This window comes from Viridibacillus sp. d25.2 (genome assembly GCF_055456015.2).
Map to the genome: position 1 here is coordinate 2,284,305 of NZ_CM196652.1, position 16,103 is coordinate 2,300,407.

Annotated in this window: 15 protein-coding genes; 13 read left to right on the forward strand and 2 right to left on the reverse strand. The window is 34.4% G+C overall.

Features of this window, described 5'->3' with window-relative positions:
- Positions 1-181: 181 nt before the first annotated feature.
- The 3 genes from ACZLO7_RS11535 to ACZLO7_RS11545 all read left to right on the forward strand — a co-directional run bounded on the left by ACZLO7_RS11535 (position 182) and on the right by ACZLO7_RS11545 (position 4,770).
- Complete coding sequence (locus tag ACZLO7_RS11535) at positions 182-1,867, forward strand: methyl-accepting chemotaxis protein (protein ID WP_464939289.1); 1,686 nt, start codon at positions 182-184, stop codon at positions 1,865-1,867.
- A gap of 226 nt (positions 1,868-2,093) precedes the next feature.
- Positions 2,094-3,797: a methyl-accepting chemotaxis protein gene (locus ACZLO7_RS11540; protein WP_464939290.1), complete on the forward strand. Its 1,704-nt coding sequence runs from the start codon at positions 2,094-2,096 to the stop codon at positions 3,795-3,797.
- Between the two features lie 556 nt (positions 3,798-4,353).
- Positions 4,354-4,770, forward strand: coding sequence for a hypothetical protein (locus ACZLO7_RS11545; RefSeq protein WP_464939292.1), 417 nt, complete (start codon positions 4,354-4,356; stop codon positions 4,768-4,770).
- A gap of 97 nt (positions 4,771-4,867) precedes the next feature.
- Here ACZLO7_RS11545 and ACZLO7_RS11550 read toward each other — a convergent pair whose 3' ends face one another.
- On the reverse strand, positions 4,868-5,089 hold the full coding sequence (locus ACZLO7_RS11550) for a hypothetical protein (RefSeq protein ID WP_464939293.1): 222 nt from the start codon (positions 5,087-5,089) through the stop codon (positions 4,868-4,870).
- A gap of 131 nt (positions 5,090-5,220) precedes the next feature.
- Between ACZLO7_RS11550 and ACZLO7_RS11555 the strand changes: the two genes are divergently transcribed.
- The 10 genes from ACZLO7_RS11555 to speB all read left to right on the forward strand — a co-directional run bounded on the left by ACZLO7_RS11555 (position 5,221) and on the right by speB (position 14,678).
- Positions 5,221-6,039, forward strand: a complete 819-nt coding sequence (locus ACZLO7_RS11555) for an HAD family hydrolase (RefSeq protein WP_464939294.1) — start codon at positions 5,221-5,223, stop codon at positions 6,037-6,039.
- Positions 6,040-6,130: 91 nt separating this feature from the next.
- Positions 6,131-6,367 carry a rhomboid family protein gene (locus tag ACZLO7_RS11560; protein ID WP_464939295.1) on the forward strand — a complete coding sequence of 79 codons (237 nt, stop codon included), beginning with the start codon at positions 6,131-6,133 and terminating at the stop codon, positions 6,365-6,367.
- A 279-nt stretch (positions 6,368-6,646) separates the two neighbouring features.
- On the forward strand, positions 6,647-7,453 hold the full coding sequence (locus tag ACZLO7_RS11565; protein WP_464939296.1) for an AAA family ATPase: 807 nt from the start codon (positions 6,647-6,649) through the stop codon (positions 7,451-7,453).
- A gap of 13 nt (positions 7,454-7,466) precedes the next feature.
- Positions 7,467-7,895, forward strand: a complete 429-nt coding sequence (locus ACZLO7_RS11570) for a hypothetical protein (protein ID WP_464939297.1) — start codon at positions 7,467-7,469, stop codon at positions 7,893-7,895.
- A gap of 757 nt (positions 7,896-8,652) precedes the next feature.
- Positions 8,653-8,832: a hypothetical protein gene (locus tag ACZLO7_RS11575; RefSeq protein WP_464939298.1), complete on the forward strand. Its 180-nt coding sequence runs from the start codon at positions 8,653-8,655 to the stop codon at positions 8,830-8,832.
- Positions 8,833-9,855: 1,023 nt separating this feature from the next.
- Positions 9,856-11,046, forward strand: a complete 1,191-nt coding sequence (gene metK / locus ACZLO7_RS11580) for a methionine adenosyltransferase (protein ID WP_464939360.1) — start codon at positions 9,856-9,858, stop codon at positions 11,044-11,046.
- Entirely contained in the window at positions 11,043-12,542 is a 1,500-nt protein-coding gene (locus tag ACZLO7_RS11585; protein WP_464939299.1) for an aminotransferase class I/II-fold pyridoxal phosphate-dependent enzyme, read from the forward strand. Before metK ends, ACZLO7_RS11585 begins: the two co-directional genes overlap by 4 nt.
- Entirely contained in the window at positions 12,543-12,974 is a 432-nt protein-coding gene (gene speD, locus ACZLO7_RS11590; RefSeq protein ID WP_464939300.1) for an adenosylmethionine decarboxylase, read from the forward strand.
- The gene (gene speE / locus ACZLO7_RS11595; protein WP_464939301.1) at positions 12,974-13,828 is read left to right on the forward strand and encodes a polyamine aminopropyltransferase; all 855 of its coding nucleotides are present in this window, start codon (positions 12,974-12,976) and stop codon (positions 13,826-13,828) included. The genes speD and speE overlap by 1 nt, the downstream gene beginning before the upstream one ends.
- 10 nt (positions 13,829-13,838) lie before the next feature.
- Complete coding sequence (gene speB, locus ACZLO7_RS11600) at positions 13,839-14,678, forward strand: agmatinase (protein WP_464939361.1); 840 nt, start codon at positions 13,839-13,841, stop codon at positions 14,676-14,678.
- A 419-nt stretch (positions 14,679-15,097) separates the two neighbouring features.
- Here speB and ACZLO7_RS11605 read toward each other — a convergent pair whose 3' ends face one another.
- Positions 15,098-15,922, reverse strand: coding sequence for a nucleotidyltransferase domain-containing protein (locus tag ACZLO7_RS11605; RefSeq protein WP_464939302.1), 825 nt, complete (start codon positions 15,920-15,922; stop codon positions 15,098-15,100).
- Between the last annotated feature and the right edge of the window lie 181 nt (positions 15,923-16,103).

The window sequence follows — 16,103 nt, forward strand, 5'->3', positions numbered from 1 at the left end:
GTATCCTTGTGTATATAAAAAATTAAGATATAACTCTAATTATTAGTTCAATTGAATCAGTAATTATGACTAAACATAATGCTATAGTTATGTTATTAATACACTATATTTCAGTTACAAGTGTAGAAATATAACGTGCTAATATGTTTTACTTAATTTGAAGATGCGAGGGGTTAGGCAAATGTCTATTCAAAAGAAAATTAGTATAGGCTTTATTACAATGATTGTCATGATGTTAGTGATATTGGTATTTAACTATAATCGTTTATCTACTGTCGAAGATGCTATCGACGAAGTAACGAAGGATCGTTTTGAAAAGATACAGCTAGCGAATGATATTCAATTCAATTTAGGAATGCAGGGATTGCATTTACGTTCTTATATATTAGAAGGAAATGATACGGAAAAAGAAAAATTACAGAGCTATCAACAAAAACTTGATCAGGCAATAACTGAGCTAAATGACAAAAAAATGTCTGAACAAATGGATACATATATGTCGGATATTAATGAAAACAATGAAAAATTCAATAATGCTGTAAGTTTAGTCATTACAGAATATGAAAAAGGAAATAAAGATGCTGCTTATAAAGAAGTGAAAGAAGTTGGAGCGGTAGCAAATATGAAGATTTTAGAAGCTGCTATTGAAATTATGGATTTTCAGAAAAAAGAATTAGATAAAGAGAATGCAAATGTTCATAATATAGCGCAACAAGCTATGTATCTAGTAAGTCTAATTTCTTTACTTAGTATTATTCTAGCGATTTTCTTCATCATATTCATTAAGAAAACGGTTGCTAATCCTTTGTTAGAAATTGTGAAAGGTTCAAATTTAATTGCTACTGGAGATTTAACGCATTCGGATTTTGATTTTAAATCAAAGGATGAAGTTGGTCAGTTAGCAGTATCTTTCAATCAAATGAAGCGCTATTTAAAGGAATTAATCAGTAGTATTTCGGATAATACAAGTCAATTAAGTGCGGCGATTGAAGAATTATCAGCAAGTACAACTGAAGTTTCACAAGCTGCAGAAGGTGTTTCGAACAGTGTTGAACAAACTTCAAAAAGTGCTGTAGATTCTGTTGAAATAGCGAAAGATAGTGCTACTGCTATGCAAGAAACAGCGGTTGGAGTAAGTCGAATAGCTGAAGCTTCACAATTGTTATTTGATCATGCAGTCGATACAACAAAAATAGCTAGTGATGGTACTAAGATTTTAGAAGTTGCAAAACAACAAATGCATGTCATTTCAAATTCTACAAACGAAACAAATGAGCTAATACAAAAACTGACGACACAAACACTCGAAATTCAAAAAATGACTAATGTCATTACGGATATTACAGACCAAACAAACTTATTAGCATTGAATGCTGCTATCGAGGCAGCGCGAGCTGGTGAGCATGGTAAGGGATTTGCTGTAGTAGCTGAAGAAGTGCGTAAGCTAGCTGAAGGGTCTAAAGGGTCAGCTTCACAAATTGTCAATTTAACACAAACGATTCAAAATGATACGACTATTGTTGCAGCTTCAATTGCAGAGGGTCTCAAGAATGTCAGCCAAGGGGTTTATGTAATTGATAATGCGAGTGAATCATTTGGTCATATTGTGGACTCAGTATCTCAAATGACAACTCAACTGGAAGATATTACAGCAACTTCTGAACAATTATCAGCAGGAACTGAAGAAGTATCGGCCTCTGTAGAAGAAATAGCAAATAACTCAGAAATTGCTTCATCACAATCTGCCGCCATTTCAAGTGCAGTTGAAGAACAAAATGCAACATTGCAAGAAATAAATAGCGTTGTGCAAGAATTAAGTCAACAAGCAGTAGAATTACAAACATTAACACAACGTTTTAAAGTATAAGATAGTGATTACTAAAAAGACATCTAACTCTTCGGTTAATAGCTAAAGAGATAGATGTTTTTTGTATTGTCAAAATTTTTTTGAAAATCTACTATGATTCAATACCTATTTAATATATTATATATAAATATCTAAATATTAGGATTTTTATGGATATTATCACGACCTTTATCACGGATTATGTTAAAAAAAATAAATTGAATGACATGACAGGAGAGGTTGTTTTTTGAATAAGTTAAGGCATATTAAAATTGGTATGAAATTTAATGTTCTACAAGTGTTTGTTATTGTTTTTTTATGTATCCTCATTACTATTGTAGCAAAGTGGGAAATTGAGAGGTCGCTGATGGAAACGTTTGAAGACCGGGTTTTAGAGGCTTCTACTTTAAGTGAGACTATAGTAAATGACCGATTTACTGGGGATTGGACTATTAAAGATGGAGAGCTTTATAAAGGAGAACATAATTTTACGGATGATACGGCACTAGTCGATGAAATAGGAAAAACGGTTAGTGGAGCGGTCACGATATTCAATGGTGATACGCGTATTGCAACAAATGTACAAGTAGATGGTAAGCGCTCTATTGGTACACAAGCATCTCAAAATGTTGTTGATCAAGTACTCAAACAAGGTAATACCTATAAAGGGACTGCAGATGTAGTAGGTACTCAATATGTCACTGTTTATCAACCTATCAAAGCTGCCTCAGGAGAAGTAATTGGTATGTGGTTTGTAGGGGAACCTATTACGAAGATCAATGAAATTACAATGAGTTTAGTGAAGAAAATAGTATTGGCGTTGCTTGGAGGAGGAACAATTGCTATTCTTGGAAGCGTTTTATTAACGCGAGCACTTGTCAGACCCATTAAACAAATTAATCGTCAGTTAAAAGAAATTGCAGAAGGTGAGGGAGATCTTACGCAGGAGCTGAAGGTCACCACAGAAGATGAAACAGGTGAATTAGCACATTCCTTCAATCAAATGCTCGATAGTTTGCGTAAAATGATGAAGCAAGTAGCGGATTCATCGATACATGTTGCTGCAGCTTCTGAAGAACTAACAGCAAATGCTGAACAAACGACAGAAGCGACTAGTCAAATTGCACAATCGATCCATGAAATTGCTGAAGGTGCTGAAATGCAAGAAGATGGGGCACATACTAGCTTCCAGTCTATTGAAGCTGTTCGTAATAATCTACAAAAGGTTGTGGACCAATCAACAACAGTTACTCGAGTAGCGAAAGAAACGAGCGAGGTAGCGATAAATGGAAATGATTCGTTACAAAAAGTAATTCATCAAATGGGTGTTATTAATAGTGCCACTTCAAATGCTAGTCAATCTATAGACGAACTAGGTAAGCAATCAAGTGAAATTGGCAATATCGTAGAAGTCATCACAGGAATCTCAGAGCAAACGAATTTACTAGCTTTGAATGCTGCAATTGAAGCGGCTAGAGCGGGTGAGCATGGTAAGGGATTTGCTGTAGTAGCGGATGAAGTAAGAAAATTAGCCGAACAATCTAAAATATCGGCATCACAAATTTCTGACTTGATTTTACAAACACAAAAAGGGACGGAAAAGGCTGTAAAAGCAATTGAACTAGGAACAAAGGAAACAGCTTCTGGTATGCTGGTTGTAGAAGAAACAAAACAAGGTTTTGAGAATATCCTTCTATCTGTGGATCAAGTGTCAGAACGAATCCAAGAAGTTAACATAATCGCAACGAATATGTATGATGCTGTCAATAAAGTATATACATCTGTAGAAGATACTTTGAGCATTGCTAAAGACTCTTCAAGTACAACGCAAATCGTTGCTACAGCATCAGAAGAGCAACTTGCTACTATGGAAGAAATCACATCATCAGCTGAAACGATGTCTAAAATGGCAGAAGAATTGCAACTATTAGTCAGCCAGTTTAAATACTAGTTTTCAAAACCCTCTACAACAAGTGAGGGAACTGAAAAGTCCATAAAATGAATTTTAGCCATGCGGAAACGATTAATCGTTTCTGCCATGGCTTTTTCTTCGATTCCGTTAATTTCCGTTCCGGCGGACGCTTTCCTGGGGACGAACCTTGAGCCTCCTCGTCGCTAACGCTCCTGTGGGGTCTCAAGATGTTCGTTAGTTCCCCAAGGGGTCGCCGCCTGCACTCCAATCAACTAGTTTATCTTTTTTAGAGTTTTTCATTCTTTCCGATTCACACATACAAGATGCAACACATACAAAAGCAAGATACTGGTATGGAAATTGATACGGTTATTGGCGACACTATTCAGGAACAGAAATTTGAAACGTATTTTGAAACTATTAAATGAAGAATAAGGGAAATACAATAAAACACTGGCACTTTCTGTTCAAAATCGAACAAAAATGCCGGTGTTTACTATTGAAGAACAATACGTTTTAAAAGCGTAAGTTTTTCAGTGCCATCACAACAAGTAGAGGGTTTTGCTATAATATGATAGATAAGAGGGGGATTAAATTGACAACAGGAATTTTCATTAGCATAAAACCGCCATATTGCAATCTGATAAAATCACAAGAAAAGGTTAATGAGTTTCGATCGAAAATCCCGAAGCTACCAGTGAATTATTTCTGGATTTATGAATCAGCCCCTACTTCAGCGTTGAAATATTACGCAAAAGTCGGTACACCGGTTCATTTTCCTGATAAAGTAAAAGTAATTGGCTTTGGAGATGAACCATTCAATGAGGGCAATTTAAAATATACATATGCTTATCCTATTCTGAAATTATTTGAGTTGAGTGAAGTAATTCCGTTGCATACATTAAAAGAAAAGTACCAGTTCTCTCCACCTCAAGGTTTTGCGTATTGTTCAAGGTATCCAAAACTAGATGCTTATCTGAAAAATAATACACTTTGGCGAGAGGTTTATTAACTGGACTGTGATAGGGATAAAATCGAAATGAAAAACTAGTGGATAAAGGATATAGAATGAATATTGAAAATAAAAAAGAACTAGCATATGCTAGTTCTTAATCATTTTCAATATTCTCAGCCTTTGCTTTTAATCTAAATGCCTTAATTAAATAAATGACAAAAGCAATACACGCAATTGTAAGCATAAAGAATATTATAGCAAGAGGATAAGATTTATTGGCGTAATTACCTAGGGCTTGGTTACCGAATAGAATGGTTAAAACAACGACAACGGTAATGCAAAACGGATTTAACAAATATGGAACAATTTTAGACATGATGTTATGGAGCTCCTTTAAGTAATCAAACATATAACTCAATTCTACCATAATGATAGTTGTTCTAATATTGAAAACCTAGATAAGTCAAGTCACTATTAATAGCAATAAAGGAATAGAGGGAAAAGAAAATGGGTATTCAATTAATAGCTTTAGATATGGATGGTACGACTTTAACCCCATCTTTACAGTTAACTAAAAGAACGATTGAAACGATAAAAAATACAATGGACAACAATGTAGAAGTAGTTATTTGTACTGGCAGAACACTAGATGAATTAGAAGATGTCTTTGTACATTTACCATTTGTAAAATATGTTATCACTGGGAATGGTTCAGCAGTCTGGAACTTGGCTAAGCAACAGAAAATATACGAAGATACATTATCACTCGAACAAACGATGCAAATAATGCAATTGCTTAAGCCGATTGATTTACGTATAGAAGCATTCGCGGATGGCAAAGTGTATATAAGTCAGCATTGCTATGATCGTCCAATCGAATACTTAGCAGGTGATTTTGCACACTTTATGATTAAAACACGCACCCCTGTACCAAATATTCATGATTTTATAATTGAACGGAACTTACCAATCGACAAATTTAATCTATATTTTAAAAATGTTGAAGAACGAGCTGCTATGTGGGATCAACTAGAGGAGTTGGGATATAATATTACAACTTCGTTCCAACAAAACGTTGAGGTGAACTCAAGTACTGCCAATAAAGGCAACGCATTAAGGGAATTAAGCTCTTCATTAGGTGTGACATTTGAAAACGTCATGGCCATTGGAGATGCCATGAATGATTTGTCGATGCTAAAATTCGCAGGTTTACCAATTGCTATGGGTAATGCTATTCCTGCAGTTAAAGAAATTGCTAAGCATATTACAGATACGAACAACAATGAAGGTGTTGTAAAAGCGATAGAAAAATTCATATTGAATTAATGATTAGCACTCAATGATAATAGTTGAGTGCTTAAATTACATATTCATATTTTGGTATAATAATATGAATATGTAATTTAAGGAGAATGATATGAAATTAATGTTATACATAATAAGTGGAATTATTGCTAGTTTTATCGCCTATGTAGTAATTGGGGAACTAGCAATAGTAGTAGGTTTCGGAGTCATATTTGGAGTTTTGATAAAAGGGTTATTTGTACTCATTGAAGTGAACAATAGACTAAAAGAGAATAGCTTGAAGATAGAAAAAGATAAAACAGCGAAAGAGAAATATATCGAAGAAAGAGATTTGGATCCTCGACATTAATAAAGAAGTAGGTTTAAGATATTCTCCTATATAAAAGTAAGTATGGTGTCGAACTGAAATACTGATGGAATAGATAGTTGGATTTAAGCTCTAAAGGCTAAAAAGTAAAACGAGGATGTTTTGATTATTTCATAACATCCTCGTTTTATTTGCTTGAAATATGCTAAAATGAATAGTTTAAAGAACTTTAATTAGAGGCAGTATAATATTGCTTAAATATTTTAATAACAAAAAAAAATATTTACATTTTATGTGAAATCAGTACTTTGGAGGGTTAGTATGGAAATATTTTCACTAAGTGGTCCAAGTGGAACAGGGAAAAGCTCGGTTGCGTTAGAGTTTGCACATACACATCAAATTGAAGCCATTATTGATGATGGACTACTTATCGTGAATGGAGAAAAGGTAGCAGGGGTTTCAGCGAAATTTGAGAAGTCTGCTTTTAAAGCTGTGAAACGTGCAATCTTTATGGATGAAGAGCATTTACAAGATGTTCACAAGGCAATTGAAAGCCATCAACCCGAGAAATTATTGCTTATTGGTACTTCTGATAAAATGACGATACAAATTGCTAAGCGACTTGGATTTGGGAAAATAGAGCATTTTTATTATATAAGTGATTTACGTACGCCAAGTGAGATGAAGCTTGCAAAATTTATTCGTAAAACTGAAGGTAAGCATATAATGCCAATTCCACTGAAGCAGGTCGAGCAAAACTTCTTTAAGCGCTTTATTCAAAAGGGTGTTGAAATTTTTACACCAAAGCGTGAGAAAATTGGGGAAACAACAATAGTTCAACCAGATTTCCATGATGAAACGATCACAATTCAAAAAAGAGCGTTTACTGATATGGTGAAAATCACATGTGATCTCAATCCTTATATTGCGAGGTCGAGCAAAATTCACTATAAACAGTTACCTTTACCGTCTGTACATATAACAGTAGTTTTAGACGGTCCGATAGATTACTCTATACCAGCAGCTATGTTAGCTTTGCAGAACGATATAGCAATGCAGTTTGATAATCATTTTGATCTTGAATTAGAAGAAATACAAATTACGATTATTTCGATACAAGTAATGTGAGGTTTTAAAGAAATTGAAACATAAAGTAATATATATTTTAGGAAGTATTATTTTTGGCGTTATATTATCTGCTTTATCCGATTCAGTACTAAATATTTGGTTAAAGATTGCCTTTGCTATTGTGATAGTAGTAGTTCACTTCAAACTAGATAGTATTTATGATAAAAAGAAAGAGCAAAGATACAATAATAAATATACGTTTTTAAGTGAATTAGAAATAGGAGACCTCGTTTGTATTAAATTGAATAACGGACACGAAATAGGTCCTGCAGTGTTTTTAATGGATCATTTTCAATTGAGTAGTATTTCAGTAGTACTTGCACCCTATTATAATGATCCTGAACGTGTACATGAACTTGGAAAAAATAAAGAAATTAAATTAAGGAAAATAGGGTCGATTGAAGTTGTAGAATCAGGGAATTCATTTTGGAAGGTGAATTGATTGTGATATATAGCATGGGGGATATCATTAGCTCTTACTTTTGCAGGTTTTTTAACGACGCAATACATATTCACTATAAAGCCTACTAAAATATCTGGTAATGGTAATTTAGGATTGCTAGTATTAGGCTTTGTATTACCTTTTTTAACTTCTATCAGCATTCATCTCCCACCTCTATAGGTGGTGAGCTGAATGCTGATTTAAGCTGCTTTTCAGCGAGTGTCCAAACACCCGCTGAAAGAAGTTAAAGCCTCCGGCGGATGTCAAGGAATCAGAAAGGAGTTCTTTGTGCAAGCACAAAGTCGATTCCGGACGCAATTATGCCGAGGCATAATTGATTATTAAGTTTATTCATTACATATAGAATTGGCCTTTCTTATTTTAAACAAAAAACAAGTATGGTAAAGGGTTTGACATCTTTAGTGCTCGTACTAGCTATTAGTGTTGCTACTATTATGTGGAATCAACTCTTTGCGGAGACTGGAACGTACCAGAATCTAAAATTTATCGTTTTGGTATACTAAATCAATATACGAATCATTGGTTTTGTAATACATATTCCTTTATTGTTATACATTGTTTCATTTTTTTATCAGCAATTGTCGGTAGAAGTTGGAAGTGAATTTTTAAATTTTATATGTTTTACAAACAAAACGATCGTCTCAAAATACAATTTACAAAGTAGATATTAATTCTTGCAATCGTTTGATTCCAACTAATTATAATTAAAATACAGAAGATATGAGGTTATTAAAAGATGATATACAAAATATTAAGTATCTTAGGAACTTTGCTAGTGGCTAGTTTGGTATTTGTAGTAATTGAAGCATCTATGAGTATATGGTTGAAGATTGTATTAATTCTCGTAATTGCACTTTGCTATGTATGGCTTTATATTAAAGGTGAAATGATGCGTCCGAAAAATGAACCAGAGTAGCTTTTTAATTTTCCTGTTTTCACTTTTTAACTAGGCTAGCATAGATTATATTCTTGTTTTTAACTAAAAATAGAGTCGACTCTACAATTGTAGAATCGACTCTATTTTTCTTCTCAATATAACATTGTTATTGTTACATTATAAAAAAATTCATTGAGGACCCAGTTTAAATTTAAGTAATCTTGTTCGTTTTGGAATCACTACTATAATGCCTCACCTGACATGTACTATTCCAATTGTTTAAGCTGATTGTTGTGTTTTTTCTATTAACGAATGCATTGTCGATTTCTACATATTCGAACAAATAGCGATCTGCTGATTGATAAAAAGTAAATGCTATTGCTATCAAGAATATGAAAAAAACACTTATTTTTCTCTTAGAAAAAATTTTTTTCTATGCGCGCAATGAGTCAGATTCATCCTCTAAACCCTTATGTAATCGTACTTTTAATTAGTTTAGCTATTTTATATGTCAGGCGTGTGTTAAAAGAAATTAAGCATGATTTTCCATTATTAATCCTACTAATTCTATAGGTTTAAAACACGAATATTTTTTTGTTAATAATCATTTATCTACGGTTTTTATGTAAATTTATTAAGAAAAGTATTTATATTAAGTATAAATGAGTGGGAAAAGCATCGAAAGCTGTTGAAAGTTTGAAGGGGGATTTATATCTATATCCGTTATTTTCAAAGCTTGTTACTTGGTATTTTGGGAAGTTTTTAGGCGGTTAAAAACGCATAAAAAAAAGATTTGACATGAATATTAAAATCTATTAACATTAGCACCAACATAAATAAAGTCATCTTATTAATAGCCGTTGAGACGAGGGGTCGAAGATACGGTGGCAAACCAATTTGGTTCAGAGTGAATCAGATCATGGGTGCCCAACCTGAGCGCAAAGCTTTTTAGTTTTGTGAACGATAAGAGGATAAGCAGCTGATATTTATCGAAGCTTTCCTTTGGTTGGAGGAGAGCTTTTTTTATGCCTAAAAAATGAAATCATTTGACAGGAGTGGTTAATATTGGTTGAAAAAATTGTGTTTACTTCCGAATCTGTATCAGAAGGGCATCCAGATAAAATTGCAGATCAGATTTCTGATGCTGTATTGGATGCAGCGCTTGAGCAAGATCCTTTTTCTAGAGTTGCATGTGAAGTGTTTGATACAACAAACACAGTAATTGTAGGTGGTGAGATTACCACTACAGCTAACTTGGATATTGAGAAAATAGCGCGTGATACATTGATTGGAATTGGTTATGTTGATGAACGCCTAGGGATTAACGGGCTTACTTGTAATGTACAAGTACTAATTCACAGTCAATCACCTGATATTGCTATGGGTATCGATTCTTCAAGTGATACGAAAGCAATTGGAGCTGGAGACCAGGGCATTATGTTCGGATATGCATCGAATGAAACGAAAAATTTGATGCCACTACCAATCGAAATGGCACATACGTTAGTGAAAAAAGCATCTCAACTTAGAAAAAGTGGGGATTTTAAATGGGCACGCCCAGATATGAAATCACAAGTAACAATTGATTATACAAATCCAGGTACTCCAATTATTGATACGGTGTTAATGTCAATTCAACATGATGAAGATTTCAATAAAGAATTATTTGAAGATTACGTAATTGAAAACGTTATTAAAGAGACTGCTAGAGAGTTCGGTTTAAATCAAACATTCCGTATTTTAATTAACCCAACAGGACGCTTTGTTGTTGGTGGACCACATGGTGATGCCGGATTAACGGGACGTAAAATTATTGTAGACACATATGGTGGAGCTGCACGTCATGGTGGCGGAGCATTTTCTGGTAAAGATTGTACGAAAGTCGATCGTTCTGCGGCTTATGCTGCTAGATATGTGGCAAAGAATATTGTTGCAGCAGAGTTAGCAGAAAAATGTGAAATTCAATTGTCGTATGCAATTGGTGTAAGTGAACCAATTAGTATTGCTGTTGAAACGTTTGGAACTGAAAAAGTGTCACAAGAGGAATTATTACGTGCAATTCGAAAAACTTTTGATTTAACACCAGCTGGTATTATCAAGATGTTGGATTTGCGCAAACCGCAATATAAACAGGTTGCAGCGTATGGACATTTCGGCAGAAGTGACTTAGATGTACCTTGGGAAAGAACAGATAAAGTGAACGAACTGGAACAACTTGTATCCAGCTTTGGATTTGCTGGAGTTGGTCAATGATGAACGACATGCAAGTGCTTGCTACCGATAGAAAAACATTTGTAGAGCAGGACAAAATGCCTTTATTTGAGGCATTAATCCAATATGCTCAGCAAGATGTTACACCATTTGATGTACCTGGGCATAAAATGGGTGCACAAATGAATCCTTTGAAAATAGCACTTGGGGAAATGACTATGCGCATGGATGTTAATTCCATGAAAGAACTAGATTTATTAAGTCATCCTCAAACTGTTATTAAAGAAGCGCAGCAATTGGCTGCGGAAGCTTTCGGAGCGGATCATTCTTATTTTTTAGTAAACGGTACCACCATAGGAATACTGGCAATGATTATGGCAACTTGCAAGCCAGGTGATACTTTGTTGGTACCGCGAAATGGTCATAGATCGGTGATGGATGGACTTATCATAAGTGGGGCAAAACCTGTATTTATACAGCCCGAGGTCGACCATCATTTTGGAATTACACATGGCATTTCTGTTGAGAATGTGAAAAACGCACTGCATGAACATCCAGAAACAAAGGCTTTGTTGGTAACATATCCAACATACTTTGGTTCTATGAGTGATTTGCAAGAAATCTGCCGTATCGCCCATGAGCGTGATATTACGGTGATTGTCGATGGCGCACATGGTGCCCATTTAGGGTTCATGTCTGATGACATCATAGACCCAATTGCTGCTGGGGCAGATGCAGTTACTATAAGTATGCATAAGACAGGTGGATCACTGACACAAAGTTCTTTGCTACTTCTTAAAAATGACAAAATCGCACCAGAGCACATACAAAAAGTATTAAACATGCTACAAACAACGAGTGCAAACTACTTACTAATGAGTTCGTTAGATGTGGCTAGAAGAGAGCTGTCTATATATGGTGAAGAGCGATTTGCTGAGTTAAAACCAATTATTGATGATGCAGTGAGAACAATTGAAACGGGCTCACGTTATGAAGTGTTGACAGCACAATATGTACAAGCACATTTTAATCAATCGTACGACTGGACAAAATTAGTAATACGGGTCAATGATCTTGGATTAACTGGATTTGAGATGTATTCAATTTTAAAAGAAAAGTACGGGATTCAAATGGAGTTAGCAGAAGGTTATGTAGTGATGGCAGTCATTACAAGTGCCGATACGAAGAATTCAATAGACAAATTAGTTTTTGCTTTAAAGGACATTGAAAAGAGAATAGGAAAGAATACGACGATTCGATCAACATATGTGACTTCCAATCAAGTGAATGAACTGGTTTTAAGTCCACGCGAAGCATTTTATGCAGAACATGAATCAATCGCCATTGAAGATGCAGTAGGTCGGATAAGTGCAGATTCGTTGATGATCTATCCTCCAGGTATTCCCCTTGTTATTCCAGGAGAATTGATTTCTCATGATGTTCTCCAGCAATACGATTATTATTGTCAGACTTTAGGGAACGTTCTGATAGAAGCAAAAGAAGCAAATCATATAACTGTAATCAAGGAGGAAGCGTAAATGGGTATAGAATTATCAACTTTAGGAAGACATGTTTTAATTGAGTTTTACGGTTGTCCAAGTGAGATAATTGAAAATAATGCATTGATAGAAAGATTTATGAACGAGGCGGCGGACTACTCAGGAGCAACTATTGTTGAATCTGTTTTCCATCACTTTAATCCGTATGGAGTTTCAGGAGCGGTTATTATTGAAGAGTCACATTTGACAATTCATACATGGCCGGAATATGGATTTGCTTCTGTAGATGTATATACTTGCGGTGATTCAGTAAATCCATGGAAAGCTGCTGACTACTTATCTGAAAAACTGCATGCTACAAAGACGGAATCTTTTGAAATTCCGCGAGGTATGGCTGATAAAATCCGCCAATTTGCAGAACAAGAAATTGATCAAATTAAAGTGAAAATAGAATTAGAAGGTGTGAAATAATGGCTTGGTATACTGAACAATGGAGCAATGACTGTAAATTTTCAATTGCTTACGACAAAGAACTATATAGTGAAAAAACCCCATTTCAACAAATTGATTTTTATAAAGGCGAGGAATTCGGTACATTTTTCACTTTAGATGGCTTAATGATGGTTAATGAGAAGGACGAATTCGTATACCATGACATGATTGTACATCCTGCATTTGCAACAAATCCTTCAATTAAAAAAGTATTAATTATTGGTGGGGGAGATGGCGGAACAGCGCGTGAAGTGTTGCGTTATCCAACAGTTGAAGAAGTAGTAATGGTGGAAATTGATGAGCGTGTTTTCCGCTTATGTCAAGAATTCTTACCAGTAACTGCTAATGGGGTTGAAGAGGATAGCCGTATGAAGTTACTTTTTGATGACGGTTTGGCATATGTGAAAAATGCACCTGATCAATCCTTTGACTTAATTCTTGTGGACTCTACAGATCCGATTTCAGTTGGTGAAGGACTATTTACGACAGAATTTTATAAAGAATGCTATCGCGTTTTAAATGAAAATGGTATTTTAATAAACCAACATGAATCACCTTACTTTGCAGAATATGCTGCTAATATGAAAAAAGCACATAGAAAGATTAAAGACATATTCCCGATTACTCATGTTTATCAATATCATATGCCAACATATCCTTCAGGTCATTGGCTATTTGGTTTTGCATCTAAAACCTTTGATCCTCTAAAAGACTTGAATGCTGAAGCTTGGGAAAAGTTTGGTCTGAAAACTAAATACTATAATACGAATTTACATGCTGGAGCATTTGGTTTACCGAGTTACGTAAAGGAGGCTCTACAGCGTGGTGAATAAAGCTTTAAATATGAGCACTTTTATAGGGTGTGAGAAATCTTATAATGAAGCAGAAACGGTATTGTTTGGTGTTCCATTTGATGGCACAACTAGTTTTCGACCAGGTACACGTTTTGCTATGCAAGCGATTAGAAATGACTCGTTTGGATTAGAAAGCTATTCACCTTATTTAGATAAAGATCTTGAAGATGCTGCAATTTTTGATGGTGGCGATTTGGATTTACCTTTTGGCAATACTTCTAAAGTGTTAGATCAAATTTTTGACTACTGCCAAGAAGTTTTGAAAGATGGCAAGAAGTTTTTAATGGTAGGCGGCGAGCATCTCGTTAGTTTGCCTACTATTAAAGCGGCGTACGAAAAAAATCCAAATTTGCACCTAATCCATATCGATGCTCATACTGACTTACGTGAAGATTACTTAGGTGAAAAACTGTCTCATGCATCTGTTATTAGGCGTTGTCATGAATTTCTTGGAGATGGCCGAATTTTCCAATTCGGAATCCGCTCAGGACTAAGAGAAGAGTTTGAATGGGCTAAGGAGCATACGTATCTAGAGCGTTTTTCTCTTGAAACACTAAAAGAGAAGTTAGCTGAACTGCAAGATGTTCCAGTCTATATCACAATTGATTTAGATGTACTTGACCCAGGCGTTTTTCCTGGAACAGGGACACCAGAGCCAGGTGGAATAACGTACCGTGAATTATTGGATGCGATAAAACAATTTCAGACACTAAATAACATTGTAGCTGCGGATGTTGTAGAGCTATCACCACCATATGATCCATCTGGAGCTTCTACTGCAATGGCTTGTAAGACAATTAGAGAACTTTTATTGACGCTAGATAAATAGAAAGTAAGTATGAAAAAACTTAAGAGAAGCAAAATGTTACATGTATTTTTACCTATAACTTTGTGAGTGTAACATAGAAATACTAAATAAATAGAATGAATCCATTTTGACTTTTTTCAAAATGGATTCATTTTTCTTTATATAAGGATCAGTTATACAATAATGTTGATATTTATAAAAAGTATAGGACCCCTATTGAAGTACTTATTCTAAGTTCCGAGTGATATCCTATAAAAAAGGTGGTTCATAGGTCTATTAAAATACCTATGAGCCACCTTCAGTAATATTCTCGCCTATTTAGTGAGTTTCTTCTATTTAGAAACGAATAATCAAAGTTAATTGGAGAATAGATATGTAAAAGATGTGAGATCCCACAAATTCACTTTTTTGATTTCTTTTTGTTCGGTATTTTTGCTAGATTAGCCTTTATGAAATTGATTCATATTATTACAATAATTTAGAATATAGTCCATACATTGTATTGTTTCATTTATGCGTTGTTTCTTAGAATTATAGTAACGTATGTTTTGTCCTTCTCGAATACTTATCGCTTCTTTGATAATCATATGCCATTTTTCTGGCATATGATTGATTGCATACTTACCAGCGTCTACTTTTGAAATAATTTCATGCTCTTTAAGTGTATAGAATTGACGTAACATTCCGGTAATTGACCATTGTATTTCCGAATCCACTAGTTTACTGGGCAGTAGATGTACTATTCTTTTGTATTTATTAATTGTTTTTATCCGATTTAACCAATAGGTATTCATATTGGTTAAAATGTAATCAGACAGAATACTTTCATTTACATCAAAGTGAAATGAAGTTATTTCCGGACCAATAATGCTGATTCCTTTGTCTTTCAGAATCCACCAAGTAATCGGATTAATAGCATGATTACTCCAATCAATCTTGCCTTCGTTTACATATAAACATTCCCTTGTTTCAGTCTGCTTTTTACCTATGTCTTCCCAAAGAAGGTAGCATCCATCCATGTCCGTTTTTTTATATTTAACTTTTAATTCTCGATGAATTTTAGATAATATTTTCAACTCTACTTCAGATAAATGGCGCTTTAAAATTGCAATGAAATCAATATCACTAGAGTCATTAATATAAGCATTAAGGGCTATAGAACCGTGTAAATATAATCCTTCTAGGGTATTGGGAATTCGTTCATGAAACAAGGTAATATACTCACTTAGAATATCTTGGATTGGTATAGGGATTTTTGAATCCATAATATCGCTCCTTTCAATTAGATTGTAACCAAAAATTAACTTTTATGTAAAGTCTGATGTGGTGAAGTTAATATAAACAATGAGGTTTCTACCCTATGCATACGGCGGAATTATTACTTATAATTATATATTTGGTAATATTTAGATAAATGTGATATCCTAATTATTAAATTAATTCTTC

Excerpts from the sequence above, each read along its gene's own strand:
- ACZLO7_RS11605 (WP_464939302.1), bottom strand. The coding sequence starts at position 15,922 with ATGGATTCAAAAATCCCTATACCAATCCAAGATATTCTAAGTGAGTAT.
- ACZLO7_RS11565 (WP_464939296.1), top strand. The coding sequence starts at position 6,647 with ATGGAAATATTTTCACTAAGTGGTCCAAGTGGAACAGGGAAAAGCTCG.
- speD (WP_464939300.1), top strand. The coding sequence starts at position 12,543 with ATGGGTATAGAATTATCAACTTTAGGAAGACATGTTTTAATTGAGTTT.
- ACZLO7_RS11550 (WP_464939293.1), bottom strand. The coding sequence starts at position 5,089 with ATGTCTAAAATTGTTCCATATTTGTTAAATCCGTTTTGCATTACCGTT.
- ACZLO7_RS11560 (WP_464939295.1), top strand. The coding sequence starts at position 6,131 with ATGAAATTAATGTTATACATAATAAGTGGAATTATTGCTAGTTTTATC.
- ACZLO7_RS11535 (WP_464939289.1), top strand. The coding sequence starts at position 182 with ATGTCTATTCAAAAGAAAATTAGTATAGGCTTTATTACAATGATTGTC.
- ACZLO7_RS11585 (WP_464939299.1), top strand. The coding sequence starts at position 11,043 with ATGATGAACGACATGCAAGTGCTTGCTACCGATAGAAAAACATTTGTA.
- ACZLO7_RS11575 (WP_464939298.1), top strand. The coding sequence starts at position 8,653 with ATGATATACAAAATATTAAGTATCTTAGGAACTTTGCTAGTGGCTAGT.
- speE (WP_464939301.1), top strand. The coding sequence starts at position 12,974 with ATGGCTTGGTATACTGAACAATGGAGCAATGACTGTAAATTTTCAATT.
- ACZLO7_RS11555 (WP_464939294.1), top strand. The coding sequence starts at position 5,221 with ATGGGTATTCAATTAATAGCTTTAGATATGGATGGTACGACTTTAACC.
- speB (WP_464939361.1), top strand. The coding sequence starts at position 13,839 with ATGAGCACTTTTATAGGGTGTGAGAAATCTTATAATGAAGCAGAAACG.